Genomic DNA, 24,237 nt, shown 5'->3' on the forward strand with positions numbered 1-24,237 from the left:
GGGCCGGTTTACATTTTTTTCCAGTCGCCGGCACCTTCGAAGGCGGCGGCGGCGCGATAGATCGTCGGCTCATCAAAATACTTGCCGATCAGCATCAGCCCGATCGGCAGCCCGTTGCTCATGCCGCAGGGAAGGCTCATCGCCGGATGTCCGCTGGCGTTGAACGGCGCAGTATTGGGAACCATCTCGAACGCGCGCTGGATGTAGAGCTCGCGCGGCGCATCCGCCGGGGGTATCTGCGTCGCCTTCATCGGCAGGGTCGGCATCAGCAACAGATCGTATTTGGCGAGCGCGTCGTCATAGGCCGCGCGTAGCTTGCGGTTCAAATTCTGCGCCTTGGCGTAGAAGTGCCCGCGATAGTGCTTGGTGAAATATTGGCCCAGCAGCATCGTGATCTTGAGGCTGTCGGACAATTCGTCGGCGCGATGCTTCCAGGCCGAGTGGGCGTCCAGCAGCGTGGTGTTGTAGAGACCGCGCCAGTTGGTCCCCATGCCGTTGCCCTTCATCATGAACTCGGTGGCGCCCTCGGCGGCGATCGGCAGCCAGATCGCCGGCGCGACGAGGTGCATCGGGACCGAGATGTCCTCGACGATGGCACCGAGCTTGCGGAACAGCTCGGCGCCCGCCTTGACCTTGGCGTCGACGTCCGGCTCCGAGCTTGGATGCCCAAATCCTTCCTTCACGATGCCGATCCGCAATCCCCTGACGCCCCCGTCGATCTCCTCAGTGTACTTTCCGACCTTGATCGCGCCCTGCCTCGGATCAAGTCCGTCAGGCCCTGCCAGCACCTCCAGCAGCAGCGCATTGTCGCGCACATTGGCCGTCATCGGGCCGGTGTGATCGATCGTGAGCTCGATCGGCATCACGCCCGTATAGGGCACAAGGCCATAGGTCGCTTTCATGCCGTAAATGCCGCTGAAGGCAGCCGGAATGCGGATCGAGCCGCCCTGATCGCCGCCGATCGCCATGTCGGCCTCACCGGTCGCCACCACCACCGCGCTGCCTGAGGACGAGCCACCGGCGGAGTATCCCATCCTGTGCGGATTGTGCACGGGACCCGCCGCACAGGTGTGGCTGCCGCCGGAGAAGCAGAAATATTCGCAATGCACCTTGCCGACGATGGTGCCGCCGGCGTCGAGCATCCGGGTGACGATGGTGGCATCCGTGTCGGGAATATAGCCCTCCAGCGTCGAGGCGCCGTTCATCATGGGTACGCCAGCGAGCGAGATGTTGTCCTTGAGCGCGATCTTCTTGCGGGCGAGCTTGCCGTTCGGGGCGCCCTTGATCTCGGTCTTGACGTACCAGGCGTTGAACTTGTTTTCCTCGCCCTCGGGGCGATAGCCGGGCGTGCGCGGATATTTCACCGCCGGGACATAGTCCGGCATGGCATCGACAGCATCGTAGGCGGCGTAGTTCGCCTGCATCAGCGCGTCATAGGATTTGAGCTCCGCATCGCCCATGTGCATGCCGAGGTCCTCGGCGACGCTGCGCAGCTGATCGAGTGTGGGTCTCCTGACGGCCATGGCTTTGGTCTCCCTCTGATCATGCCCGCGTGCGGCGGGCCTACGTTGCGATACCGATGAATTCTCCGACGAGGCTGGCGTCGCCGAGCTCGCCCGGCGCGACTTCCCGGGTGATCGTGCCCTTCTGGATGATCAGGATCCGCTGCGACAGCGAAGCGATGAAGTCCAGGTTCTGCTCGACCAGGATCATGGTGAGCCCACTCCTAGCCCGCAGCTGCTGCAGGGTGTCGACGATCTCGTCGATGATCGAGGGCTGGATGCCTTCCGTCGGCTCGTCGAGCAGGACCAGCCGCGGGTCGCCGCAAAGGCAGCGCGCGATCGCCAGCAATTGCTGCTCGCCGCCCGACAGCGCTCCGCCGGGGCGATCGAGCAACGGCTTCAGGCGGGGAAACTCCTCCAGCACGTTTGCGATGATGTCGCCTTCCACGCCGTCCTGCGTGATGCAGCCCATGCGCAGATTCTCGTAGACGGTGAGCCCGGGAAAGATCTCGCGGCCCTGTGGCACGTAGCCGAGGCCGAGCCGCGCGCGCCGGTAGGACTGGATCGTCGTGACGTCGTCATGGCCGAACATCACGCGGCCACTGGTCGCAGGCAAAAATCCCATCAGCGCCTTCAAGAGCGTGGTCTTGCCCATGCCGTTGTGCCCAAGGATGCCGATGAACTCGCCCTCGTTGACGGAGAAGCTCACCCCGTTGAGGATTGGGATCCGGCCGTACCCCGTTCGCAGTCCCCGGACATCGAGCATCATGCGGCCGCCTGTTTGCCTAGATAGATGTCGCGCACCTTGGGATTGCGCATGATGTTTTCCACGGTGTCCTCGACCAGCACGCTGCCCTGGTTGAAGACGGTGACCTGCTTGGCGATCATGCGGATGAACTGCATGTCGTGCTCGACGACGATCAGCGCCTTAGTGCGGTTGATCTCGCGCACCAGTTCGGCCGTCTTGTTGACCTCCTCGTGGGTCATGCCGGCGGCGGGCTCGTCGAGCAGGATCAATTCGGGATCGGTCGCCAGCACGAGCCCGAGCTCGACCCATTGCCGCTGCCCATGGGCCAGTTGCCCGACCAGACGTTCGGCGCCGTTCGCCAGGCCGACCCGCTGCAGCATCTCGTCGACAACGCGCCTCGCCTCATCGCCGGAATGAAGGCGGTTTGCCGCCAGCCAGATGTTTTCACGGACCGAAAGACCATCGAAGACGCTCGGCACCTGGGTCTTAATGCCGATGCCGAGCCGGGCGATGTCGTGGGCATGCGCGTGCGAAATGTCCTTGCCGCGGAACAGCACCTGGCCATGGGTCGGCTCCAGTTGCCCGGTCAGCATCTTGAAGAATGTGCTCTTGCCCGCCCCGTTGGGACCGATCAGGCAGCGCAGCTCGCCTTCGGCCAATGAGAAATTGACATGGCGCACGGCGCGAACGCCGCCGAAATGCATGCTGAGATCCTGGGTCTGAAGCAGCGGTGCGGCCATCAGCTCTCCTCGGCCCGCTTGGGCTGGAGCCGCTTGGCGCCCTTGCCGCGCGAAGCGAGCAGCGACTGGCCGATATCGCCAAGCGTCGGCACCAGCCCCTTAGGCACCAGAAGCACGAAGGCAATCAGGATGATGCCGAAGATCAACGGTGCATTTGCGAAGATCTTGGCCCACAGGTCCGAGCCGCCGCTCGGTTGGTTGGCGCCGAGCGCGGTCGTGAGCCATTGAATACCGATGCAGCCGACGATCGGCCCGATCAGCGTGCCGCGCCCGCCGACGATGACCCAGATGATGATTTGCGCGGACTGGGCGAGACCGAAGATCGTGGGACTGACGAAGTTGCCCCAATTGGCGAACAGGCAGCCGGCAAATCCGGCCAGCGCACCACCGATCGTAAATGTCGCAAGCTTGTAGGCGCGTGGATCATAGCCGAGCAGCTCGGCGCGCCGTTCGTTTTCCCGGATGCCGACGATGATGCGGCCGAACCGGCTCGCCAGCAGCAGGCGCAGTCCGAAATAGGTCGCGAGCAGCGCAGCGGTCGCCAGGTAGAACATGCCTTCGAGATCGATCGGCGCGGCCTTGTTGCCGGGGAAATTCAACGGCGGGATGCCTGGAATGCCGTTGAAGCCGCCAAGCCGTGCCGAGCCGATGTGGAATTCCGGCCCCGCCGTCGAGTTGACGGAGTTGAACAGGATCAGCGTCACCGTCAGCGTGATCACGCCGAGATAGACGTCGCTGATGCGGCCATAGAACATGAAATAGCCGAGCAGCGCCGCAAAGGCCGCCGGCACGATGACGGCGAGCAGCAGAGGCAGCGTGCTCTCGCCGACGTTAAACATCGCGATTGCATAGGTATAGGCGCCGAGCCCGAAGAACGCGGACTGGCCGAAACAAAGGATGCCGCCATAACCCCAGATCAAGGCGAGGCTCAGCGCCAAGATCGCCATGATCATGTAGACCGTGAGCTCGAGCACGACGTCGAGTTCGAAGACGCGCGGCACTAGCACCAGGAATGCAATGCCCACCGCGCCGACGAGGCCGAGGCCGACGAGATTGAGCCAGCGGGCGTTCACAGGCCTCTCCGGAAGAAGCGACCGGTGATGCCTTGCGGCAGCAAACGGATCAGGACGATAGCGGCCGCGAGCAACGTGACCTCACCGAACACCGGCGTGGTGACGAAGGTCGCGATCTGGTTGATGGTCCCGAACAGCGCCGATGCCGACACCGTACCGCTGAGGATCGCGGCGCCGCCGCCGATCACCGTGATGAACGACTTTGCGACATAGGCAACGCCGATAGTCGGGAATACGCCGGAGACCGGCGCCAGCACGGCGCCGGCGAGGCCCGACAGCGCGGCGCCGACGCCGAACGTGATGGCATAGACGCGGGACGGATTGACGCCCAGCGCTGCCGCCATGTTGGCGTTCTGCATCGTTCCGCGCGCGATCAGGCCAAGCCGCGTCCAGCGCATCAGTGCGAAGATCGCGGCCAGCACCACGACCGCGACCGCGATCACGAACAGCGTGTAGACGCTGGTGCGGTAAGCGCCAATCTGGAAGCTGCCGAGCGGCGCCGAGATGCCGACCGTGGTGTTGCCGAAGATCGCCGTAGTCAGTCCGACCAGGAACAGGCTGAGCCCCCAGGTCGCCAGCATGGTGTCGATCATGCGGCCATAGAGAAAGCGGATGATGGTCCGCTCGACGATGACGCCGATGAGGCCGACCACGATGGGCGCCACCACCAGCATCGCGATCCAGATGCTGGTGCCGTGGTTGGTCGCGACGATGGCCGCATAGCCGCCGAGCATCAGGAACTCGCCATGCGCGAGATTGATGACGCGCATCATGCCGAAGATGATCGCCAGTCCGACGCTTATCAGCGCCAGGCTGGCGATCGCATACAGGACTTGGATAGTCAGGAGAGCGACGAGATCCACTTTCACCTTTCCCAAACAAGAATTGAGGGTCGGCCCGCTCTCAAATCTTGATCACATATTGCTGGTTGTCGGTCGGGTTCTTGATGAGATCGCAGACCGCGGCGGTGTCGGCCGGCTTTTGCTGGGCGAAATCCTCCAGCACCTTGAGCTTCTTGTCGGCGACCTCGGCGATGTGGACATCAAGCACGCAATGATGCGTCGGCGGATCGATCGTGACCTTGCCGGACGGCGCCTCGATGCTGATGCCGGTCTCCAAGGCCTCGATGACCTTCAGCCGGTCGGTACTGCCGGCTTTCTTCACCGCTTCCGCCCACAGCTGGAACCCCTGATAAGTTCCCATCGCGAGCTCGGTAATGTTGGGATAGTCGGCGCCGAACCGCTTGAGGAAGCTGGCAACGAACTTCTCGTTAACCGGGTTCTTTAGGTCTTGGAAGTAATTGTAGCAGATCAGCATGCCGTTGCATTCATCGGGCGATAGGACGATGTGCTCGTTGCCGACCGCAAAAGTGGTCGACGCCATCGGAATGCTTTTGCGCATGCCGGCAGCCGCCCACTGGCGATAGAACGAGATGTGCGCGCCACCGACCAGCGCAGACCACACGAAATCCGGCTTCGCCGCCTGAATCTTGGAAATGGTCGGGCCAAAATTGGTGACGTCGAGCGGGAAGAAGTCGATCGCGGGAACCTCGCCGCCGTTCTCGATGACGTATTTCTTCACCCATTGCGAGGTGATCTGGCCGTAATTGTAGTCGGCCGCGATCACGTAAACCTTCTTGCCCCATTTCTTCATGGCATAGGGCACCAGCTTCTCCACCGTTTGCGCCGGAGTGACGCCGGTATCGAACTGATTGCGATCGCAGACGCCGCCTTCATACTGGGTGTTGTAGAAATAGAGCGTCTTGAACTTGTCGAGCACGGGCCGGATCACCTCGCGCGAGGCCGAAGTGATACCGCCATGGACGACCGCGACCTTGTCCTTCAACGCCGCCTGCTGCGCGAACTGGGTGTAGAGCTGCATGTTCGACTGGGTGTCGTAGTTGATCAGCTTGAGCGGCCGGCCCAACAGACCACCCGCCGCGTTGGCCTCCTCGATGGCAAGGGTCATCGCGTCGACCATCGGCTTGCCGTAGATGTCGAGGCCGCCGGAGAGATCGTGAATGCTGGCGACGTTGATCGGATCGTCCGCAAAGGCGGTGGAGGACAACATCCCGGCGGCGGCCGTGACGGCCGTACCCTGCAAGAACGTTCTGCGATTGACCGTCATAGCCCTAGTCCTCCTCGCGGTTGCCGATGTTTCATGAAGTCAGGTATTTCTTCAGAATTGACGCGCCCATCGTGTATTTCGGGTCGACCATGTTGCCGAGCCGCATCCGCCCGGCCTGGCTGAGCAGCATGTAGGCGTCGATCTCGTCGAAGCCGTAATCGGCGCTCATCCAGCGGACCAGCTCGCGATAGGCGATGCGCGCCGCATCCTCGAGCGGCCGGGCGCTGCCGATGGTCATGAGAAATTCCCGGGTCTCAAGCCGCGGCCACGCAAAGCTCCAGTCCTTGATGACGTCGATCTGCATCGTCACTGTCGCGCGCTGCTCGATCGCGACGCCCGACAATTCGCCGTCGCCTTGGGCGGCATGGCAGTCGCCGACATAGAGAAAACCGCCTTTGACATGCACGGGGAAGTACAGGATCGCGCTCGGCGCGACGTCCGGCAGGTCCATATTGCCGCCGTGATAGTCCGGCTGCAGCGACGAGATCGCCTCGATCTCGGGCGATACGCCGATGGTGCCAATGAACGGCTGGTACGGCAGAGTGATCTTGTCGCTCCAGCGCACGCCGTTCTTGTCGACATGCATGACCCTCACTCGCTCCGGTAACGGCGGATTGAGCAATGCGGTCGACGCGGTTCCGACAAGGCCGCCGAACTCCGGAATGATGCAGGTCTTGCCGGCCGGCTGCGCGCCGCGGGTCTCCACGGCAAGAATATGCACAGCCAGACAATCGCCCTTCCCGATGCCGTTGACGGCAATCGGGCCGCATTGCGGGTTGAGGAAGGGAAACTTCAGCTTTGCGGTCGGACTGTCCTTCTCGCTGGTGATGACGCCGCCAAAGGCGTCCTCGGTCTCGACGGCGACGACATCGCCGGGATCGATCGTGAGGGCCGGATTTACGTAAGGACCGTAGACGTAATGGAAAGGACCCTGCTTTTCGATCGTAAGCTCGTGGCGCCGTCCCGCCTGGCCCCTGGCGAGGCCGCGCTTTGCCATGATCGAGCTCTTCAGCCAGGTGTCGTCGGTCATTGCGAAATCCTCGGCGGCAATCGGCAATGCAAGCACGCCAACGCCGGATTCACTTTGTTCAGTTCGATTTCCAGTCTCCGGCGGCCTCGATCGCCCGCGCCAGCCGTATCAGTGTCGCCTCCTCGAAGTGGCGCCCGACCAGCATCAGGCCGACCGGCAAACCATTGACGCGGCCGCATGGCACGGTGAAGGCAGGATGCCCGGAAACGTCGAACGAGCAGGTGTTGGCCTGCATGTTGAGCGCGACGTCGATCACGGTGTTGAGCGGCGCATCGGGCGGCGGGATCGGCGTCGCGGTAAAAGGAATCGTTGGCATCGCCAGCGCGTCGAATTTCTGCAGCGCATCATCGTAGGCCCGACGCAGCAAGAGCCGGAGATTTTGCGCCTTTGAATGATAGCGTCCGTGATAGTAGCGATGCATGTATTCACCGAGCATCAGCACCAGCTTCACCGTGGGCGACACGTCGTTGATCCGCGTTCCCATGCCGCGCGCAAGCGCATCCTGCATCGAGACCGGATAGTAGCCCTGGACGTTGTTGCCGACGCCGTAGCCTTTCAGCATCATCTCGGCCGCGCCCTCCAGGATGACGCCGCTCCAGACGTGCGGTCCATCGAGATGCCAGGGCACAGAGACGTCCTCACTTGCGATGCCTGTTTTGCCCAGCGCAGCAATGGTTTGCCGGACCTTCTCGTTGACCGCGGGATCGCTCTCGGGATGTCCAAACCCCTCATGCAGCACGCCGACGCGCAATCCCCGCGCCGGATTGCTGAGCGCCCCCATATAGTCGCCGGTGCGGGCGGCAATGGTCCTTGTGTCCCAGCCGTCGTGACCGGCGATGACCGTCAGCAGGCGTGCGACGTCTTCGACCGAGGCGCACATCGGTCCGCAATGATCGACCGAGTAGCTAATCGGCATCGAGCCGGTGGTCGGCACCAAGCCCCAGGTCGGCTTCAGACCATAGACGCCGCACCAGCTCGACGGCGTCCTGATCGAGCCGCCCTGGTCGCCGCCGAGCGCCATCGGGACCTCACCCGATGCCACCAGCGCGGCACTGCCGCCGGAGGAACCGCCTGCGCTGTGAGCCGGATTGTGCGGATTACGGATCACGCCGCCGGCGCAGGTATGGCTCGCGCCTGAAAAGCAGAGATCTTCGCACGCAGCCTTGCCGGCGATGGTACCACCGGCGTCGAGGATCCGCGTCACGACAGTGGCGTCAAGTTCGGGGACATAGCCTTCGAGCAGAGCCGAGCCGTTCATCATGGGCACGCCGGCGACGCAGATATTGTCCTTTATCGCGATCTTCTTGCCGCTCAACAACCCCTCTGCGCCCGTGCGGATGTTCGTCTTCCAGTACCAGGCGCCGTAAGGATTTTCGGACGCCGCAGGCCGATAGCCCGGCGAGCGCGGCGCGACCGGCGCCAGCGCCGGCGGCACCAGCTCGTCCAGGCGGCCGTAGGACGTCAATGGTCCCTTGAAAGCCTGCTGAAATGCAGTGATCTCATCGGTGGTGAGGACGAGACCAAAGTCGGCGCCGAGATCCTCGATCTGCTCCACCGTCGGAAGGCGAACTGCCATGCTCCACCCTTCATGTCAGGGAGACAAAACGAAAAAAGCCACCCGCGGCCCGAGAAGGCCCCGAATGGCAACAATGCCGATGCTATCAATGGTCGCGTAGGTTACGGTGCAGATCGAAACTTGGGAGTTGTCACTCAGACGTCATCGGCTGTGCGAGAACTCTTTCGCCATGCACGCGTTCACGTGGCCGTTATTGTGTCTTAGTGCCGCCAGCCTTGTCAATGCGAGGCCAGCACCTTTTTTATGCTGACCGCTTCAATGGCGTGCAGCGCGGATTGACGATGCAAGGAAGCAGGGCCTAGTTTCCTGCGGCGACACGGTTGCCGCACAGCGCTTGGGTTTCATCGTGAGCAAACCATCCATCCCTCTCGGCCTCGTGTTCTCCCAATCGGGACCCTACACCATGATGGCCGGCGAAATGCGCAAGAGCGCGTTGATGGCGGTCGACGAAATCAACCAAAGCGACGCGTTCGACTTCACGTTCACACCTCACCTCCGCAATCCCGGCGGGATAGTCGCCGAATATCACACCGCATGCGCCGATCTCATTCGCGAGGAGCACGTCGGTCATATCGTCGGCTGCTACACGTCGGCCTCACGCAAGCAGGTCATTCCGATCGTCGAACGAACCGAGCGGCTGCTCTGGCATCCCGCGCGCTACGAAGGGTTCGAAAGCAGCGACAATGTCATCTATGTCGGCGCCGCACCCAACCAGCATGTCGTGCCGCTGGTGCGTCACATGCTCGACCATATCTCCGCCGACGTATTCTGCATCGGGTCCAATTATATTTGGACCTGGGAAATGAACCGCGTCATCCGCGAAATCGTGACCAGCGCCAGCGGCCGTATTCTTGCCGAACGCCTGCTCGAACTCGGCGAGACCGCGGTGGACCACATCGTCACGGAGGTCATCGACCGAAGACCGCCGGTCGTGTTCAATACGCTGGTCGGCGAATCCAGTTACGCGTTCATGCGCGCCCTCCATGCGGCGGCGACGCGTGCCGGCCTCTCGATCCCAATGCTGAGCTGCAGCCTGTGCGAGCCTGAGCTCAAGCTGATCGGATCGGCGGCCTCGGTCGGGTGCATCACCTCATCCGCTTATTTCGAGAGCATCGAGGGCACCGAAAATCGCAGTTTTGTGGCGCGATGGAAGGCTCGTCATGGCGAAGACAGCAGCCTCTCGGTCGACGGGCAGTCCACTTATGTCTGCGTTATGCTGCTTGCCCGCGCCATCCGCCGCGCGGGTTCGGCGGAGGTCGGCGCCGTGCGGCGCGCCGCAGCAAATCATCGCTACGATTCCCCGCAGGGTCCGGTTTGGGTGGATCCGGACAACAATCACTGCTTCCTTACACCAAGGCTGGCACGCTCCATGCCTGGATGTCAGTTCAGTATTTTCTGGGAAGCCGATGCTCCTGAACGTCCGGATCCGTATCTTTCGAACCTGGACCTGAGCGCGTTCGGCAGGAGGTCGGGAAAGAGCAATGATGCCGTCGCGAAGCGCTCGAACCATTTGCGTATCGTGAAATGACCAGACCTTCCCCCTTTTCCATCCGCGGCCGTCGCGCTCTCATGGTGATGAGGGATGAGCGCGAAATCTCTATCGTGCGTCGCCAGCTCGGTCGCCTCGGGATGACTATTTCAGAGCATGATCCGGCCGAGCCGCCGCCGATCCGGCCTTCCGACGTCATCCTGTTGGATGCAGACAGCATTCCCATCAAGTCTGACCACGCCACCCTGTGGAAGGGCAGCGTCCCGATTATAGCGGTGATCGGAACGGAAACGCCCAGTCGATTGAAGTGGCTGCTCGATCTGCGACCAGCGTCTTTTCTCGTCAAGCCGCTCCGCTCTGCCGGACTTTACACCGCCCTGGTGATCGCGTTCGATTCAGCGCAGCGAAGGGTGGAGCAAGCCGCGCACATCGAAAAGCTGGAGGATCGCATCAGGTCCCGGCGGGTTGTGTTCGCCGCCATCCTGCAGGTCATGCGCGGTCACGATATGTCTGAGACGGAGGCGTTCGCGCTCATTCGCCAAACGGCAATGCGACATCGTACGACGATCGAGGTTTTGAGTGCGCAGATCCTCGCGGCTGGAGGAATGCCGAACCGGAACACGCGAACGGCATAGCAAATGCAGGCGTGAGATCGCTGTTGCTGATGCCGCAACTCCGTGGAGATCAACCTGCTCAATTCGCGTCCCCAGATTTCGTGTGAACTCGCGGCATGCACGTCGTACACACGCCAGACACCAACTGGTTGAAAGACTTCGGACTGCCGAGCTTCATCAGAGGCTTATTTGGCCTAACTACAGACCCGAAGATCGCGCAATCAAAAAGGCGCGGGCAAGGCAGCAGCCTCCCGGGTGACTCGGGTTGCAACAAACGTTCCGCATCTCTGGCCAGCTCGCTTCCTAGCGTGAAAGCCCACACTTGCGTTTAAGGTAGGCAGAGCACTCTGCGCAGCCGGGCTGCCGGACGGGAGCTACAACGGTGACAGCTGCTGCGCCGGCGTGACCACCCGCTAACTGTGTGCACCGCAAGCTGCTGCACCACGCCCCGTGAGCAGGGGCATGACGGGCAGGCCGTGCACGTTCATGAGATCGATCTGGAAAAGCGGCCGGAAGCCTTACAGCCCTGCCCTTCGCGCGGCAAGCCGTGCCAGGCCGGACCAGTCGGCGTCACTCTCGCCTTGCGCGACGCCCTCGATGAAATGATCCCGGACCAGGCTGGCGACCGGCATTGGAACCGCCAGCGCGTCGGCGGCGGCGAGCGCCAGCCGCATATCCTTCAACCCGAGCGACATCTTGAAGCCATCAGTGGGTTGCTTCTCGTCGGCGATGATTGACCCATAAGTCTGATAGACCGGCGCCGAAAACAGCGTGCTAGTGAGAATATTGAGATAACGGTGCGGGTCGATGCCGGATTTGCGCACCAGAGCGAATGCCTCTCCCAGCGACTCCAGCACCGACGCGATCAGGAAATTGCCGGAGAGTTTTACCAGATTGGCCTCGGAGGGTCTGTTGCTGATGACAAACGTCTCCTGCCCCATCGCATCAAACAGCTGATGGCAACCACTGAGCATCGGGTCAGCGCCGGCCGCGATTATGAAAAGCTTGGCTGCCTCCGCAGCCGCCGGCCGCCCGAACACAGGCGCGGCGACGTAACCCTGGCCGACTTTGCCATGCGCCTCAGCCAGGTGATCGGACAGCCCCACGCTGATGGTGCTCATGGAAATGTGGATAGCATCGCGGCGAAGCGCGGAAAGCACGCCGCGGTCTCCGAACACGACGTCCTCCACGGCGCGGTCGTCTGCGAGCATCGTGATAAGACAGTCGCCTTGGCAGGCATCGGCAATGTGGCCGGCGATTTGCGCGCCCTCGCGCGCCAGGGTTTCAACCTTGCCGCGCGTGCGATTGTAGACGATGAGATGATGGCCAGCCTTTAGCAGGTTCCGCGCCATTGGCGCACCCATGTGGCCGAGTCCGATGAAGCCAACGTCCATCGCAGTGTCCTTTCAACACGGTTGGCCATTACTAGCGCGCCGCGATCAATCGCAGCGTTGACGGGTATCAATTTGGGCCCGCCTCAGCCCACCACGACCGTCTTGATATTGACGAACTCCTTGATGCCATAGTGCGAAAGCTCGCGACCACAACCGCTTTGCTTGGCACCGCCGAAGGGTGGCCGCGGAGCGGACGTTGTCGTTGACGAACACATTGCCGCTCTCGACCTCGGCGGCGACGCACTCACCGCGCGCGATATCGCCTGTGATGACGCCGCCGCCCAGTCCGAACACCGAATCATTAGCCGCCGCGATCGCGGCATCCTCGTTGTCGACCCGGGATCACTGACGCCACCGGCCGAACAATTCTTCCGCATAAGCAGGCATGCCTTTCGTCACCTTGGTAAGGACGGTTGGAGGATAATAGGCGCCGGGCCCCCTCGGGCTCTCGCCGCCGAGTACGCAACGCGCGCCCTTCGCGATGCTGCTTCGGCATATCGATGCAACGTGTCCCTGAGATCATGGCGCGACAGCGGACCAACTTCAGTGTCCTGTTTGAGCGGGTCACCCATTTTGGGATCGGCCATGCGCCTGACGAAAAGTTCGACAAACCGGTCGTCCACTTTATCGACGATGATGAAGCGCTTGGCGGCGATGCAACTTTGGCCCGCATTGATCAATCGTCCTCTGGCGCAGACGGCTGCCGCGAGATCGAGGTCGGCGTCCTCGAGCACCCGATAGGGATCGCTGCCGCCGAGCTCGAGCACGGTCTTCTTCAGACCGCGCGCGCGATTGCGGTACGAATTTCCGGCGCAATCTAATGCAAGCGAATATCCGTGACCACGTGACTTGCCGCAAGGCAGGTGGCCGTGGCTTGTACTCAGATACACGAAAGCCTGTCAGAATATTGACGGCCGTCATTGGGTGCGCAGAGTTAAGCTGCTTCGTTAGAAAGTACGGTTGCGAGGTGAATGAGGCTAACAATGCGGAATCTGCCGCGACAACCATTGTCGCTGCGGCGAAGAGAGCCGGAGCGTTCTAGCGCACGCTTTCTCGTATCTCAGATCGGAACAGCGCCGGTGTTGACTTCGAGCTCGCGTTAGTGCGGCGGAACAGTCCTCGCCGGTGACAGTTATTTGTCCATAAGCCCAAAGAGCCGCATGGCAAAATAGGGGTCCTAAGTAGAACTAGCGAAGGGCACCAAGTCCCATGAAAACCAGAGCCATCACGAACAGGAGGCAGGTAGGTGTGAAGGATTTCGTACGTTCGAGCGTACGCTCAGGGCGTGATTGAAAGCTCAACCTTGCGGGGCGTCCATGTCGAACAAAGAGGCGTACATCAGGTTGCCGCATCGCGCCCTTGTTTTTGTCGGAGACGGCCGCAAGGCCCTTTTTCTACTTAATGAAGGGGATGGTCTAAACCCACGGCTGAAAGTCCAACAGGCGTTTGAAGATGAGAACCCGCCGACCCGAGAACAAGGATCAGACAAGCCGGGACGCGCGCTGTTTCGCACCCAGCCTAACCGCAGCGCGATGGAACAGACCGACTGGCACGATATAGAGAAGCATAGGTTCGCGCGCACTGTCGCCGGTGCTCTGGATCGCCTTCTGAGAGAGCTACAAGCAGACCGTCTTGTAGTCGTAGCACCGCCGCGGACGCTCGCAGATCTGCGTCGATCATTTTCTCCCGCCGTCCAAAAGTCCATTGTTGCGGAGCTTGCAAAGGACTTGACCGGCCTGAGCGCCAGCGACATCTCGGAATATCTCGCCTCCCGATCGTAGCGGTTTCAAATTGCGGGCCGGCACCCCCGCTGCTCCCGAACCCCAATAGTGGATGCGTTTCGCTTCTGGCGCGTCGCGGGCGTGCGCGAGTCTGTTACTTGACTTGCTTCGTGTGGAAACAACGACCTCAGGACTGGCTTAGCGATTTCTTCAGGTTGGCGGCTCCAAGCTTCAGCGCTCGACGCTCGTCACCTGGCATCTCCGGTCCGAAGCTCCGGAGATCCAGAACCGCTGACGGATCGGCATTCGGCCGAGATGACCGCAAACCTCACTAGATTGGTCATCGCGGTTCCCGACCCGTAGGCAAATGCATCGGCGTCACAGAATTATTGTCGCTGCTCGGGCCTGCCGTTTTGCGGCCTATCGCGCCTTCCGCCCACCACAATTTCCGCGATGTCGGCGGCGGTCAAATGAATTGATAGCGAAGGACTGCCGCCAATCGAGCTCGCTCCGGCAATTGTTCTCGCGACGCGGCCAGTATCCTTGCCCCGGTGCATAGCGCCCGCCGTGCCACCTCGTCGACGACGCTGTATATCTCCGCATCATCCGAAGCGGCATAGGTCACGCTGCCAATGGAGACGATCATGTCAGAGCAGAGCAGCATGCATTTCTATCTGAATTGGGCCAAGGAACGCATCGACGAAATGGATGCCGCTCTTGCCTCGTTCGAGATCAAGGCGAGCGATGTGAAGGCCGAGTCGAAAGTCAAGGCCGAGCATATCATCGCCGATCTGAAGAAGCGCCGCGACGAATTCCAGGTGCAGCTCAAGGCCCAAGCCGATGCCGGCGGAGCGGCCTGGGCACGCAGCAAGACGGAGCTCGAAACCCAGTGGAACGGCTTCGAGGCTCAGATGAAGGTCTATTTCGAGAGCGCCGGCAAGCAACTCGAGCAGCAGCAGGCTACGTTCAAGGACATTGCCGCCGCGCAAGCGAAGGATTGGCGCGAAGCTGCCGACAAGTTCCGTGAGGCGGCTGGCAATGTGGCGGCAACTCGCACCGGAGACTTCGACGCCGCCTTCAAGCAGCTAAAGTGCGACACAACGGAGGCCGAAGCGCGCCTGCAGAAGCTGAAGCAGGCTGGCGGCAAGTCCTGATCGGTGCTGAGTGCAGCGCTTGCAGACTCCCGCAAGGCGTTCGATCAGGCCAACCAGGCAGCCTGGAATGCGCTCAGACGGTCCGGCGCGAAGGACTGAAGGTTTCTGACAAGCCACGCCTCAGGCGGGATAGGCTGGGGAGATTCGCTCGGTCCTTAACGAAGGTCGAGCGGTTGCAGCGCAGCGTTTTGACCGCGGAGTTGATCACCCTGGTGAAGCAAGGAGAGTCAAGTCTCGCTGGCAGGCGATTCCGGCCCCTGCAATGGACTGCTTCCACTAAGGGCGCCAAGTCGCACAAGATCGTGGTTTGACGTACAAAATCGTAGGATTGGTAGCGGGCCCCCGCTACCATCGATCCCCCCGACATAACCATGTTCGGAAACAGGGCGGGATTGCCGCAGAGCGCCGCGAGGCGCCCCTTGATGTCGATCCGCACAGTCCTGTTGTCCTCGGCATTGGCTTTGGTTCCCGCCCCACCCGGTCGGCTCGGGCTGGCATGCACGATGATGGCGGTCACCAGCTCGCGGATGGTAGCGAACTCGCTCGGAGAGCCGCGCTTCAATTCATCTGCGAATTCCAAAACTGCTCGCTTGTAACGGTCCAGCGCCCTGGGGTGCAGGGCGATGAGGTTGTCGCTTTCTTTGGCGTTTTCGAGTCCGGCCATGACGTTGGCCTTTTCGGCTTCAAGTTCCTGCATCCGGGCGACGAACTGCTCTGGCGGCATGCCCGTGATCACGATGGAGTCAACGATCCGCTTCATCTCGCGTCCGATCTCGCCGAGCCGCCGTTCAAGCCGCGCGCGTTCGGCGATCGCCTCTTTCTTGAGACGCTTGCGCGCGACGTTATAAGAGTCGACAAACTCAGCAATCACCTCGGGATGCGCGAGGTGTTGACGCAATCCCTTGATCGCAAGCGCTTCAACGTCGTCGAGATAAATACGTCGGCTGTTATCGCATGATCCGCTTTCGCGATAAGCTGAGCACTGTAAGCGCAACCCCTTCCGGTCGGTGCCGACCGAGGACATGCCGCCGCCGCACGAACCGCACCTGATCAATCCCGAGAACACTCGCTTCGGCGCGCGCGCTTTTTGGGCCGTCGCTGGCGTCGCATCGCGGCGGCGCTCGACCTTGATCAGTTGTGCCGCTTTAAAGGTAGCGTCATCGATGATGCCCAAGTGCGGCACCTCGACGGTCTTGTGTTGCTCCTTCGGATTCGGCCGTGATAGCCGCTTTCGGGTCACGGGGTCTTTAACCATACGCACCCGGTTCCAGACGATTCGCCCAGCATAGAGTTCATTCAAGATCATGCCACCGGCACGTGAGACGTTGCCGTTGATCGTTGATGCATTCCAAAGTTTGCCGCGAGGTGGACGCACGCCGCGCTTATTGAGTTGATGCGCGATCGCGCGCGGCGTCTCGCCTTGCACATAGCGGCCGAAAATTTCACGCACGATCTCGGCCTCGCTTTCGACGATCTCTAACTCGCCGGGCTTGCCGGGCACAGCGCGATAACCGAACGCGCGCCCGCCAGCGTGCCGCCCATCACGGAGCACGCCTTCAAGGCCGCGTCGCGTATGCAGCACCAGGTTCTCGATGTACATCTCGCTCATGAGCGCGCGCAACGCGCCATCGAGCTTGCCGATCTTACCGCTGGCCGTGTGGATCGCGACGCCGAGATGATCGAGGTGTTTGCGGGTGATGTGGTAGTCGGCCTGGTCGCGGAACAGCCGGTCCATGTCCTCGGCGACGATCACATCGAGCGAACGCGCCTCGGCGGCACGCATCAGTGCCTGAAAGCCGGGGCGGGTGATCGCTCCGGCGCCGGAGATCGCGCGATCCTCGAACGTCGAGATCACCGCCATGCCCTCGCGCGCACACAGGTCGCGGCAGAGGGCGATCTGATCGTCAATGGAGCGATCTTTCTGACGGTCAGAAGAATATCGGGCGTAGATGACAGCGCGGATCATGGGTGTTCGCTCGTCGCAGGTTGGGTTGCTTGGCGGGCCGCGATCTCGACCTCATAATCTTCGCGTGCGAGCCGTTTGGCAAGCTCCCTCACATACCGAAGGATGGCCTCGTCGGGCCGGTCCTGCGGTATTGTAGAGGTCACATGAGACATTTTTCCTGGCTGTTCTGGAAAAGGTTGCTTCGCAACGGGTCGCGAGGATTGTCTCGCGTCTCGCCGGCGTGGCTGTCTTCACGCCCACTAGAACCGTCTTACAGGAAGGCGAGCGTGCGAGAGAGTTAAGCTAACGAAAAACTCACTGACCACCATAACGTCAGTAGCCAACCTAGCTAACGTCAACAGCCAACCAACATGCCAGGAACCAACCAACCTGACGTCAACGGTCAACCAACCAACACTTCAGCGACCAAGCAACATTTCAAATCTAATCGACGGAATGTCCGGTGGCTTACTAAGATAAATTCGATACTCGGCCGTGCCATTGTGTTACTCCTGTTGCGGGCAGGCCGGCAGGATTGCAATATGCTGACATGTCCCGGAGCGAAGCATCTGAATGGTTTGCCGAGTTGCGCCACCCCATCTCGGGCGAACTGCGATTGTCTCCTTTTATCGTTGCGCGCGAGCATATCCCTGATGTGGTCCGAGCGTTTGGCCCGCAGGATGTGGCCGGGCGCCGGCGACTCGCCATCGAGATCGACACGTGGGCGATCCAATTGCACCATGCTCGTATTCATAAAGTACCTCTGAAGTTCGCGAGTGCCGATCGGCTCTTCGCGCGTCTAGAGCGGGCGACTGTCAACTTGCAATCGCTGTGGGCGGAAGCGAGCCCGTTTCACAAAGGACTGAGCCTAACAAACACGATCATGTTCGCATCGTCGGAGGCGCGATCTAGGTCGTCGTTGGAAGAGGTTGATCCAACAGTACTGCTCGCAGATATGCTGCGTGTCATACGTGCAGTTCGCAATCCAGAAATGTTTATGCGTATGTTTTCTCACCAAGGCGTCAGCAGTCACAAGAGCGTAGAGCGAGCGGTGCTTTGGGAGCCGTTGCTCGGCCTAATGAGCGAACATCACATCCACAACTTCAGTCAGCACCAGCCTTTAATTGCGACCGTCCGAGCCTTGCATCGCGCGTGCGGCGTCACTCCGCCTGATCCAGCGGCTGTCCGACAGACGACGTACTCATGGAGGAAACGCAACCGTTAAGTTCTAACGTTAAGTTCCTCCCGAACTTCCCCAGCAAGTTAACTCTCCAAAGAGACGTAACCGAGCGACACTCTTGGCTAGCTATTTTAACCAGGAGGAGATCACGTCGCTACATGAACCCCCACAATTCTACGAACGCTGACAGCTCACGCGGTCCCATCCGGCTCGGCTATCGGATTTCGGAGTGGTCGGCGATGACCGGCACCAGCCGCGTCACGACCTGGCGCAACATCAAGGCCGGCAAGCTCAAGGCCATTGATTATTGCGGGATCAAGATCATCCCCGAGAGCGAGCGCTCTCGTTTCTTTCAACACTCAGTCTAAAGCAAAAAGCCCGGGCGTTCGCGCGCTCCGGGCCTTCAGTAACCTAGGAAAACATAAATGCGATCGTCTTATATCAATCGCGCCTCGCAGGCGCAACCCGAACCGTCTTCCCTCGCGCCGAATGTTGCTGGCATCAGCGCGCACGTCTCCACGCTGTTCTCGCCCGATTTCGTGCACGGACATCCGGATGGCTGGATCGAGATCGCCTATGCTCGCCCGGGCGAGCCGTTGAACAAGAGCCGCATCTTTCCGGCCCATGATTTGAAAGAGATCATCGATTTTGTGACCAAGGTCAATGCGGCCGGCTTCAACGTCTATATCGGCGCCGCCTTGCGCCAAGGCAATCGTCCGCTGTCCGGCCGCGCCAATAAGTCACACTTCGCCGCCGCTCGTTATGCGTGGATCGAATACGACGCCGCGGGTGATCATGAGCGCGTGGTTGCGATCTGCAAGGCCCAGCGCATTGAGCCGGCTTTGATGGTGGTGACGGGCAATACGCCGTACAAACGCTGTCACCTCTACTTCCAATTGGCGGACGCGATCAGCAACTCCGACGAGTTGAAGATCACCAATGCTGCATTGAAGGAGCTGTTCGGCAGCGATCACGTCGACGATCCCGCGCGCGTCCTGCGCGTGGGCGGAACGGTCAACTACGCCTCGCCGGCAAAAGTCGCCCGCGGCTACGTCACTGAGGTCACGACCGTTCACGCCAACCGCCGCCCTGGCATCTATTCTGTTGAAGCGCTGTGCGCGCTTCGCCCGCGTCGGACCGAACTCGATTATTTCCTCGCGTATGGTGAGGCGCACTTGCCGAAGCGCGGCAGAAATGCGGATGAACTGCTGGCATTGCTTGATGCAAGTCGAGAGCCGCACCAGTGGTGGAACAGCATCCGCAGCGCGACTGCGTCGATGGTCGGCAAGGGCTGGCCTGAGCAGGCGGTCATGTTCGCGTGCGCGCCATATGCGGCGGGGGGCATCTACGACAAGGATGTGCAGAAGCTCTACGATGACGCTGTCGCCAAGTTCGGCAAGAAGCTGGAGGTGCAGTCGTGAACACGATGGCCTCCATCAGCGGCGCCGCCGACCCGACCATGTTGCCGACCGGCAACAAGCGGTTAGACGCCATGAATGCGCGCTATTTCGTCGTCCAGGAGGGCGGCAAGACTTTCGTGGGTACGTTTGAGCATGAGCGTGGCCGCTGGAAGCTCGTCCTGATGCGCTTTGCCGATTTCAAGAATCTGCACATGAACAAAGAGGTGACGGTGGACGGCAAGTGCTATCAATTGGGAACGTGGTGGTTGCGGCAGTCCAAGCGGCGGCAATACGCCGGTCTCACATTCAACCCGGGTAACAACGCCCCGGTGATCAACGGTAAGCTCAACCTGTGGCGCGGCTGGGCTTTCCAGCCGCGTCAGGGCGACTGGTCCAAGCTCCGCGACCACATCTCGATCGTGGTCGCCTCCGGCAAGAAGGAGGTCTTCGACTACGTCATGAACTGGCTTGCTTGGTGCGTGCAGCATCCGGACCAGCGCGCCGAGGTGGTTCTTGTGATGCAGGGTAAGCGGGGCGCCGGCAAGGGCACCGTCGCGAATGCGATGTGCAAGTTGCTCGGCCAGCACGCCTTGCAGATTTCGAGCGCCGAGCATCTGGTGGGCCGCTTCAACGGCCACTTGCGCGACACTGTGATGCTGTTCGCGGACGAAGCGTATTGGCCTGGCAACAAGGGCGCCGAGGGCACCATCAAGCGCCTGGTCACCGAGCCGACCATCTTCATCGAGGCCAAAGGCCGCGACGGTGTCGAGGTCCCGAACCTGCTGCATGTCATGATGGCCAGCAATGAGGACTGGGTGGTGCCCGCCGGCGAGCGCGAGCGGCGCTACTTTGTTCTGAAGGTCAACGACGACAAGCTCCAGGATCATGACTGGTTCAAGGCGATCAACGACCAGTTGGAGAATGGCGGTTATGGCGCCATGCTCTACGACCTGCTTCAGCATGATCTTGGTGAATTCCATCCCCGCCAGCTTCCAAAGTGCAATGACCTGGCCGGCCAGCAAGCGCTGTCGCTGGGACCGCTGGATAGTTGGTGGGTCGAACTGTTGGAGACCGGCGTCTTAACCGGCTGTGACCCGAACGAGCCCAACCGAGCAGTCTCGAACAAGTATGAGTATAAGGTCACATTGGGGGTGGGCGACCGCTGGGTCACCCAGCTTGGTCTCTACGATCAGGCCCGCAATATCGAGCCGCGGCTGCGCAACGTCAGCGATCACAAGCTCGGGGACTTCCTGCGCGAGCAAGGCTGCACGAATGACAAGAAGGTCATGCGCCACCGCGGTTGGACGTTTCCAGAGCTGAGTGAAGCCCGGCGCGCATGGGAGGGGCGTTTTCCTGGTTGGAAGTGGCGCAATCCGAGGCTCGCAGAGTGGCAGACCGCAGACGCCGACGACGAGGCTGAGACGACCGCGTGGGATGCCGCCGAGGTGCCGTTTTAAGTGCCGCTTCAGCTCGCTGCGCGGAACGGGATTTTTCCAAGCCCGCGAATGGCTTGCGCGCCCGTTCCGCTTGTGCCGCTCATGGGAGGGCACCCAGCACTCTGACTGTCGTGTAATTCTTTTTCTTTTTAAAGCGGAACAAGAGGAACAAGGAAGAAAGGAAAATGGAAACCTTTTTTACGACGAGGGGCTTGGTGCCGTTCCGCTCTGCGGGCCGAAAGCGGGCCGGAACGGCACATGCGGATCGCCGCCGGTGCGGCGGGCAGGGCCAAGCGCCCCAAGACCGGTCCCTCCTGGCGCAGGTCCAATGTGGGTCAGGCAACGAACAGCGGAGGCAGTCAGCATCATGAGCGACGTTGGACCTGCTCGCACGGCGGCCGAGCGCAAGCGAGCCCAGCGCGAGCGCAGGCGACGCGGCGAGTACCTCGTCGCCCGCCGTGTTGGGCTGGCTGCCGTTTGACGGGCGGATTGGACGTGACTGAAGCCGTTGATCCTGGTCGGCGGCAACGAGTCCTCTGGTCGTCGCCGTCGGCCGCCCTTCGAGCAGCCGACATGCTGCGGCGACTTGCTGATCGCGTCGAAGCCGAAAAGCCACCCGCTGTTTCATTGACCGATGACCGGGGGGCGGGGGGAGTGCAAAAATCTAGACGCGGCGGCCCCCGCGACCGCACGGGCTGGCCCGTATGCAATGGGATTAAATTCCTAGGAGGGGGTTGGCCGATCTGCTATTGTAGAGATCAACTTCAAAGTTGAGGGCCGACACACATGGTCGTCAGGTTGACAGCGAGCGATCTGGAATATGGGCGGCGGATTGCCGCAACAAAGGCAGGGTGCCGGGTGGTTCGGCTTTCGCCCGAAATCGACGATCTGATTCCGATTGCTCGGCTGGAAAAGCGCATCCGCGAACTGCTGTGGCATCGCGACAAGCCCGAGAACGTTTTGGCTGCGCGCACACTGGTTCGAGAACAGGCGCGGTTGCAGCTTGCCTACGAAGCGCGGCATGGCCGGCCAGCAGACACGAGGCACATGCGATGAACGTCCCAACTCCGGAAGAGCGCCGTGCGATCGAAGCGAAGGTTTCGCCACAGCAGCGAGCCGAGATCGAAGGTCTCGTCAAATCCCTGGCACCAGTGATCGGCGATTTCGTGCTGAAAGCGACCGCGCCGTTGAAAGAGCGGATCAGGGAACTCGAATCGCGCCCGACGTTGCGGTACCTGGGCATTTGGGACGCGTCGCGGACATATCAGCCGGGGTGCTTCGTCACGTTTTCCGGTTCAGTTTGGCATGCCGAGACGGAAAACACCGGCGTTCGGCCGGGTGAAGGCGGATTTTGGAAACTGGCAGTTAAGCGCGGAGGCTCGAAATGACGTTTGAAGAGGCACGGCAATTGTTTATCGATCGTCGGAACGAGGCATTGGTCAAGCATGGAAATTACCTGCTGCTCGACAAAGGCATGAGCGTCGATGATGCGGCATTTCGCGAATCGATGCTGCGCTATGCCGGTGATCTCGAAGAGTGGCGCATGTGGGCAACGCAGGAAGTCGCCATCCGCGCGTTCGGTGCGACGACGGCGCAATCGACGGAACGACACTAGATGCATCCCTCGCACGCCGTCAGGAACGGCAGCAAAAGCACCGAATGCCAAAAGGATGATCGAACTCACATGCGCGGCGTGTTCACATGCGCGGCCTTACTGATGCCCTGGCTCTTGCCGAGGAATGTGAAGCACCTTCCTTGATCTATCTCAAGCAGCGCACAGCTCCATGCCGGACCATCGGGCCATGCCCGAACCTGACAAGCAGACCGAGGGTAAGGAAGCCAAGCCATCACGGCTGAACGAGGCGCGGCGCATCATCGAGGAGTATGCCGCCGAGCTGCGGGAGATCATCCAGAAGCTCCGGCGTAAGTTGAACTAAGGCCGGGTCGGTAGTCCGCTCGTCGAGCCAGAGCGGACCAGATTTGCTCAATCTGAGTTCTTCGCGTTTTGTGAAGGGTTTCGGATGCCGGCCGCGTGACTGACGGCGCGGCATATTCGGGCGGCCGGCGTCCGAAAGCCTCCAAGGGAGGAAACCGCGCATGATGGGCAGGAAAGGTGCGGCGGGCTCTATGGGGATTTGAGCTCTGCAGGCGAGCTGGCCGATGGAGTTCGAGTCCATGCAGCGAGCTGCGCGACGGCGGCGGGGCAAGCGAATGACGGGTAGATGGGTTCGAACGTGATCAATCGTCGGCGGATTGGCAACGACAGCTGACAGTTGGAGCGTATGCCGCCGTGGCCGGTCGATGAGCGGCGGGCATGGCGAGCAACTTTGCAGCATGACGGTTGCGCGCTCATGACGTATCGATCCTGATGGCGCTGGTTGGCGGGCTCGCTTGATGGCGAGGCGTTGCGCCTCGCTCAAAAACCTCGATGACGATCATGCGACCGCCGCAGCATGGACACGGCGGCGTGCCGCTGTCGATGGTCTCGGTCGGCTCATCCTTACGATCCTTGACGAGGAGCAGTTTGCGCGCGCGTGCGACGTTGTCGGCGCAGGCGCTCCGCGCGAGCAGGCCGTAGTGGCGGATGCGGTGGAAGCCTTTTGGCAGCACGTGGATGAGGAAGCGGCGGATGAACTCGTCTGTGGCGATCGTCATCCGCTTTTGACGGTCGTGGCCTTCGACCCGGTAATCCTTCCAGCTGAAGGTGACGCCGCGCTGGTCGCAGGCAATCAGGCGGCTGTTGGCGATGGCGACGCGGTGGGTATAGCGCGACAGATAGGCCAGCACGGCCTCGGGACCGCCAAACGGGCGCTTGGCATAGACGACCCATTCCGTCTTGCGCGAGGCTGCAAGCAATGCGGCGAATGATTGTGCTCCGGCGAGATCAGCGTCGTTGCCGAAGAAGCTCAGGCGCCCGGCCTGGTGGAGGATCGCGAGGCGCTCCAGGAACAATCGCCGGAACAGGCGTGAGAGCACGCGCACTGGCAGGAAGAAGCCCGGCCGGCACGACACCCAGCGCCGGCCGTCGGGCGAGATGCCGCCGCCCGGCACGATCATGTGCACATGCGGGTGGTGGGTCATGGCCGAGCCCCAGGTGTGCAGCACGGA

The 24,237-nt window shown here is 61.4% G+C and carries 24 protein-coding genes and 1 pseudogene; 12 read left to right on the forward strand and 13 right to left on the reverse strand.

What is annotated here, in order from left to right; all coding sequences use genetic code 11:
• Positions 1–8: 8 nt before the first annotated feature.
• The 8 genes from AOQ71_RS20810 to AOQ71_RS20845 are packed head-to-tail and all read right to left on the reverse strand — an operon-like array spanning position 9 to position 8,796.
• On the reverse strand, positions 9–1,523 hold the full coding sequence (locus tag AOQ71_RS20810; protein ID WP_057750212.1) for an amidase: 1,515 nt from the start codon (positions 1,521–1,523) through the stop codon (positions 9–11).
• 40 nt (positions 1,524–1,563) lie between these two features.
• Entirely contained in the window at positions 1,564–2,271 is a 708-nt protein-coding gene (locus tag AOQ71_RS20815; RefSeq protein ID WP_083514373.1) for an ABC transporter ATP-binding protein, read from the reverse strand.
• Complete coding sequence (locus AOQ71_RS20820) at positions 2,268–2,990, reverse strand: ATP-binding cassette domain-containing protein (protein WP_057750214.1); 723 nt, start codon at positions 2,988–2,990, stop codon at positions 2,268–2,270. The genes AOQ71_RS20815 and AOQ71_RS20820 overlap by 4 nt, the downstream gene beginning before the upstream one ends.
• The gene (locus AOQ71_RS20825; protein ID WP_063958275.1) at positions 2,990–4,063 is read right to left on the reverse strand and encodes an ABC transporter permease subunit; all 1,074 of its coding nucleotides are present in this window, start codon (positions 4,061–4,063) and stop codon (positions 2,990–2,992) included. The genes AOQ71_RS20820 and AOQ71_RS20825 overlap by 1 nt, the downstream gene beginning before the upstream one ends.
• The gene (locus AOQ71_RS20830) at positions 4,060–4,926 is read right to left on the reverse strand and encodes a branched-chain amino acid ABC transporter permease (protein WP_057750267.1); all 867 of its coding nucleotides are present in this window, start codon (positions 4,924–4,926) and stop codon (positions 4,060–4,062) included. Before AOQ71_RS20830 ends, AOQ71_RS20825 begins: the two co-directional genes overlap by 4 nt.
• Positions 4,927–4,966: 40 nt before the next feature.
• A complete protein-coding gene (locus tag AOQ71_RS20835) occupies positions 4,967–6,190 on the reverse strand; it encodes a transporter substrate-binding protein (RefSeq protein WP_057750217.1) in 1,224 nt (407 codons plus the stop codon).
• A gap of 31 nt (positions 6,191–6,221) precedes the next feature.
• A complete protein-coding gene (locus AOQ71_RS20840) occupies positions 6,222–7,220 on the reverse strand; it encodes an acetamidase/formamidase family protein (protein ID WP_057750270.1) in 999 nt (332 codons plus the stop codon).
• A 58-nt stretch (positions 7,221–7,278) separates the two neighbouring features.
• On the reverse strand, positions 7,279–8,796 hold the full coding sequence (locus tag AOQ71_RS20845) for an amidase (protein WP_057750219.1): 1,518 nt from the start codon (positions 8,794–8,796) through the stop codon (positions 7,279–7,281).
• Positions 8,797–9,142: 346 nt separating this feature from the next.
• Between AOQ71_RS20845 and AOQ71_RS20850 the strand changes: the two genes are divergently transcribed.
• Both AOQ71_RS20850 and AOQ71_RS20855 read left to right on the forward strand, forming a co-directional pair.
• Positions 9,143–10,324 (forward strand): transporter substrate-binding domain-containing protein, encoded by a 1,182-nt coding sequence (locus AOQ71_RS20850; protein ID WP_057750273.1) that lies wholly within the window; start codon positions 9,143–9,145, stop codon positions 10,322–10,324.
• Positions 10,325–10,365: 41 nt separating this feature from the next.
• Positions 10,366–10,920, forward strand: coding sequence for an ANTAR domain-containing response regulator (locus AOQ71_RS20855; protein WP_245317033.1), 555 nt, complete (start codon positions 10,366–10,368; stop codon positions 10,918–10,920).
• A gap of 497 nt (positions 10,921–11,417) precedes the next feature.
• On the opposite strand, the gene AOQ71_RS20860 is transcribed toward AOQ71_RS20855, so the two are convergent.
• The 3 genes and pseudogenes from AOQ71_RS20860 to AOQ71_RS49765 all read right to left on the reverse strand — a co-directional run bounded on the left by AOQ71_RS20860 (position 11,418) and on the right by AOQ71_RS49765 (position 13,183).
• The gene (locus AOQ71_RS20860) at positions 11,418–12,293 is read right to left on the reverse strand and encodes an NAD(P)-dependent oxidoreductase (RefSeq protein ID WP_057750223.1); all 876 of its coding nucleotides are present in this window, start codon (positions 12,291–12,293) and stop codon (positions 11,418–11,420) included.
• Between the two features lie 83 nt (positions 12,294–12,376).
• Positions 12,377–12,692 (reverse strand): annotated as a pseudogene (locus AOQ71_RS49760) (aldehyde dehydrogenase family protein).
• Entirely contained in the window at positions 12,689–13,183 is a 495-nt protein-coding gene (locus AOQ71_RS49765) for an aldehyde dehydrogenase family protein (RefSeq protein WP_430648639.1), read from the reverse strand. Before AOQ71_RS49765 ends, AOQ71_RS49760 begins: the two are co-directional and overlap by 4 nt.
• A 426-nt stretch (positions 13,184–13,609) precedes the next feature.
• On the opposite strand from AOQ71_RS49765, the gene AOQ71_RS20870 reads away from it, so the two are divergent.
• Positions 13,610–14,074 (forward strand): baeRF12 domain-containing protein, encoded by a 465-nt coding sequence (locus AOQ71_RS20870; RefSeq protein WP_057750230.1) that lies wholly within the window; start codon positions 13,610–13,612, stop codon positions 14,072–14,074.
• Between the two features lie 584 nt (positions 14,075–14,658).
• Positions 14,659–15,168 (forward strand): sll1863 family stress response protein, encoded by a 510-nt coding sequence (locus AOQ71_RS20875; RefSeq protein WP_347336705.1) that lies wholly within the window; start codon positions 14,659–14,661, stop codon positions 15,166–15,168.
• 73 nt (positions 15,169–15,241) lie between these two features.
• Here AOQ71_RS20875 and AOQ71_RS20880 read toward each other — a convergent pair whose 3' ends face one another.
• Positions 15,242–17,134: a recombinase family protein gene (locus AOQ71_RS20880; protein ID WP_245317036.1), complete on the reverse strand. Its 1,893-nt coding sequence runs from the start codon at positions 17,132–17,134 to the stop codon at positions 15,242–15,244.
• A 514-nt stretch (positions 17,135–17,648) separates the two neighbouring features.
• Here AOQ71_RS20880 and AOQ71_RS20885 point away from each other — a divergent pair.
• The 8 genes from AOQ71_RS20885 to AOQ71_RS49775 all read left to right on the forward strand — a co-directional run bounded on the left by AOQ71_RS20885 (position 17,649) and on the right by AOQ71_RS49775 (position 23,066).
• Positions 17,649–18,338, forward strand: coding sequence for a hypothetical protein (locus AOQ71_RS20885; RefSeq protein ID WP_157083600.1), 690 nt, complete (start codon positions 17,649–17,651; stop codon positions 18,336–18,338).
• Between the two features lie 194 nt (positions 18,339–18,532).
• Positions 18,533–18,661 carry a hypothetical protein gene (locus tag AOQ71_RS49770; protein ID WP_283809607.1) on the forward strand — a complete coding sequence of 43 codons (129 nt, stop codon included), beginning with the start codon at positions 18,533–18,535 and terminating at the stop codon, positions 18,659–18,661.
• Positions 18,662–18,832: 171 nt separating this feature from the next.
• Entirely contained in the window at positions 18,833–19,714 is an 882-nt protein-coding gene (locus AOQ71_RS20890) for a hypothetical protein (protein ID WP_157083601.1), read from the forward strand.
• A 161-nt stretch (positions 19,715–19,875) separates the two neighbouring features.
• Positions 19,876–21,150, forward strand: coding sequence for a primase-helicase family protein (locus AOQ71_RS20895; protein ID WP_162268388.1), 1,275 nt, complete (start codon positions 19,876–19,878; stop codon positions 21,148–21,150).
• A 765-nt stretch (positions 21,151–21,915) separates the two neighbouring features.
• On the forward strand, positions 21,916–22,185 hold the full coding sequence (locus AOQ71_RS20900; protein ID WP_057750245.1) for a hypothetical protein: 270 nt from the start codon (positions 21,916–21,918) through the stop codon (positions 22,183–22,185).
• Positions 22,182–22,517, forward strand: coding sequence for a hypothetical protein (locus AOQ71_RS20905; RefSeq protein WP_057750252.1), 336 nt, complete (start codon positions 22,182–22,184; stop codon positions 22,515–22,517). Before AOQ71_RS20900 ends, AOQ71_RS20905 begins: the two co-directional genes overlap by 4 nt.
• Positions 22,514–22,744 (forward strand): hypothetical protein, encoded by a 231-nt coding sequence (locus AOQ71_RS20910; RefSeq protein WP_057750256.1) that lies wholly within the window; start codon positions 22,514–22,516, stop codon positions 22,742–22,744. Before AOQ71_RS20905 ends, AOQ71_RS20910 begins: the two co-directional genes overlap by 4 nt.
• A 187-nt stretch (positions 22,745–22,931) precedes the next feature.
• Complete coding sequence (locus AOQ71_RS49775; RefSeq protein ID WP_271598883.1) at positions 22,932–23,066, forward strand: hypothetical protein; 135 nt, start codon at positions 22,932–22,934, stop codon at positions 23,064–23,066.
• Between the two features lie 412 nt (positions 23,067–23,478).
• Here AOQ71_RS49775 and AOQ71_RS20915 read toward each other — a convergent pair.
• Positions 23,479–24,237, reverse strand: a 759-nt coding sequence (locus tag AOQ71_RS20915; protein ID WP_205668176.1) for an IS91 family transposase, incomplete at its 5' end; no start/stop codon positions are given.

Source organism: Bradyrhizobium manausense, from assembly GCF_001440035.1.
GTDB lineage: Bacteria > Pseudomonadota > Alphaproteobacteria > Rhizobiales > Xanthobacteraceae > Bradyrhizobium > Bradyrhizobium manausense.

Excerpts from the sequence above, each read along its gene's own strand:
- AOQ71_RS20875 (WP_347336705.1), top strand. The coding sequence starts at position 14,659 with ATGTCAGAGCAGAGCAGCATGCATTTCTATCTGAATTGGGCCAAGGAA.
- AOQ71_RS20810 (WP_057750212.1), bottom strand. The coding sequence starts at position 1,523 with ATGGCCGTCAGGAGACCCACACTCGATCAGCTGCGCAGCGTCGCCGAG.
- AOQ71_RS20900 (WP_057750245.1), top strand. The coding sequence starts at position 21,916 with ATGGTCGTCAGGTTGACAGCGAGCGATCTGGAATATGGGCGGCGGATT.
- AOQ71_RS20905 (WP_057750252.1), top strand. The coding sequence starts at position 22,182 with ATGAACGTCCCAACTCCGGAAGAGCGCCGTGCGATCGAAGCGAAGGTT.
- AOQ71_RS20870 (WP_057750230.1), top strand. The coding sequence starts at position 13,610 with ATGTCGAACAAAGAGGCGTACATCAGGTTGCCGCATCGCGCCCTTGTT.
- AOQ71_RS20820 (WP_057750214.1), bottom strand. The coding sequence starts at position 2,990 with ATGGCCGCACCGCTGCTTCAGACCCAGGATCTCAGCATGCATTTCGGC.
- AOQ71_RS49775 (WP_271598883.1), top strand. The coding sequence starts at position 22,932 with ATGCCCGAACCTGACAAGCAGACCGAGGGTAAGGAAGCCAAGCCATCA.
- AOQ71_RS20855 (WP_245317033.1), top strand. The coding sequence starts at position 10,366 with ATGGTGATGAGGGATGAGCGCGAAATCTCTATCGTGCGTCGCCAGCTC.
- AOQ71_RS20895 (WP_162268388.1), top strand. The coding sequence starts at position 19,876 with ATGCGCTTTGCCGATTTCAAGAATCTGCACATGAACAAAGAGGTGACG.
- AOQ71_RS20845 (WP_057750219.1), bottom strand. The coding sequence starts at position 8,796 with ATGGCAGTTCGCCTTCCGACGGTGGAGCAGATCGAGGATCTCGGCGCC.
- AOQ71_RS49770 (WP_283809607.1), top strand. The coding sequence starts at position 18,533 with ATGACCGGCACCAGCCGCGTCACGACCTGGCGCAACATCAAGGCCGGC.
- AOQ71_RS20880 (WP_245317036.1), bottom strand. The coding sequence starts at position 17,134 with ATGATCCGCGCTGTCATCTACGCCCGATATTCTTCTGACCGTCAGAAA.
- AOQ71_RS20860 (WP_057750223.1), bottom strand. The coding sequence starts at position 12,293 with ATGGACGTTGGCTTCATCGGACTCGGCCACATGGGTGCGCCAATGGCG.
- AOQ71_RS20910 (WP_057750256.1), top strand. The coding sequence starts at position 22,514 with ATGACGTTTGAAGAGGCACGGCAATTGTTTATCGATCGTCGGAACGAG.
- AOQ71_RS20815 (WP_083514373.1), bottom strand. The coding sequence starts at position 2,271 with ATGATGCTCGATGTCCGGGGACTGCGAACGGGGTACGGCCGGATCCCA.
- AOQ71_RS20835 (WP_057750217.1), bottom strand. The coding sequence starts at position 6,190 with ATGACGGTCAATCGCAGAACGTTCTTGCAGGGTACGGCCGTCACGGCC.
- AOQ71_RS20840 (WP_057750270.1), bottom strand. The coding sequence starts at position 7,220 with ATGACCGACGACACCTGGCTGAAGAGCTCGATCATGGCAAAGCGCGGC.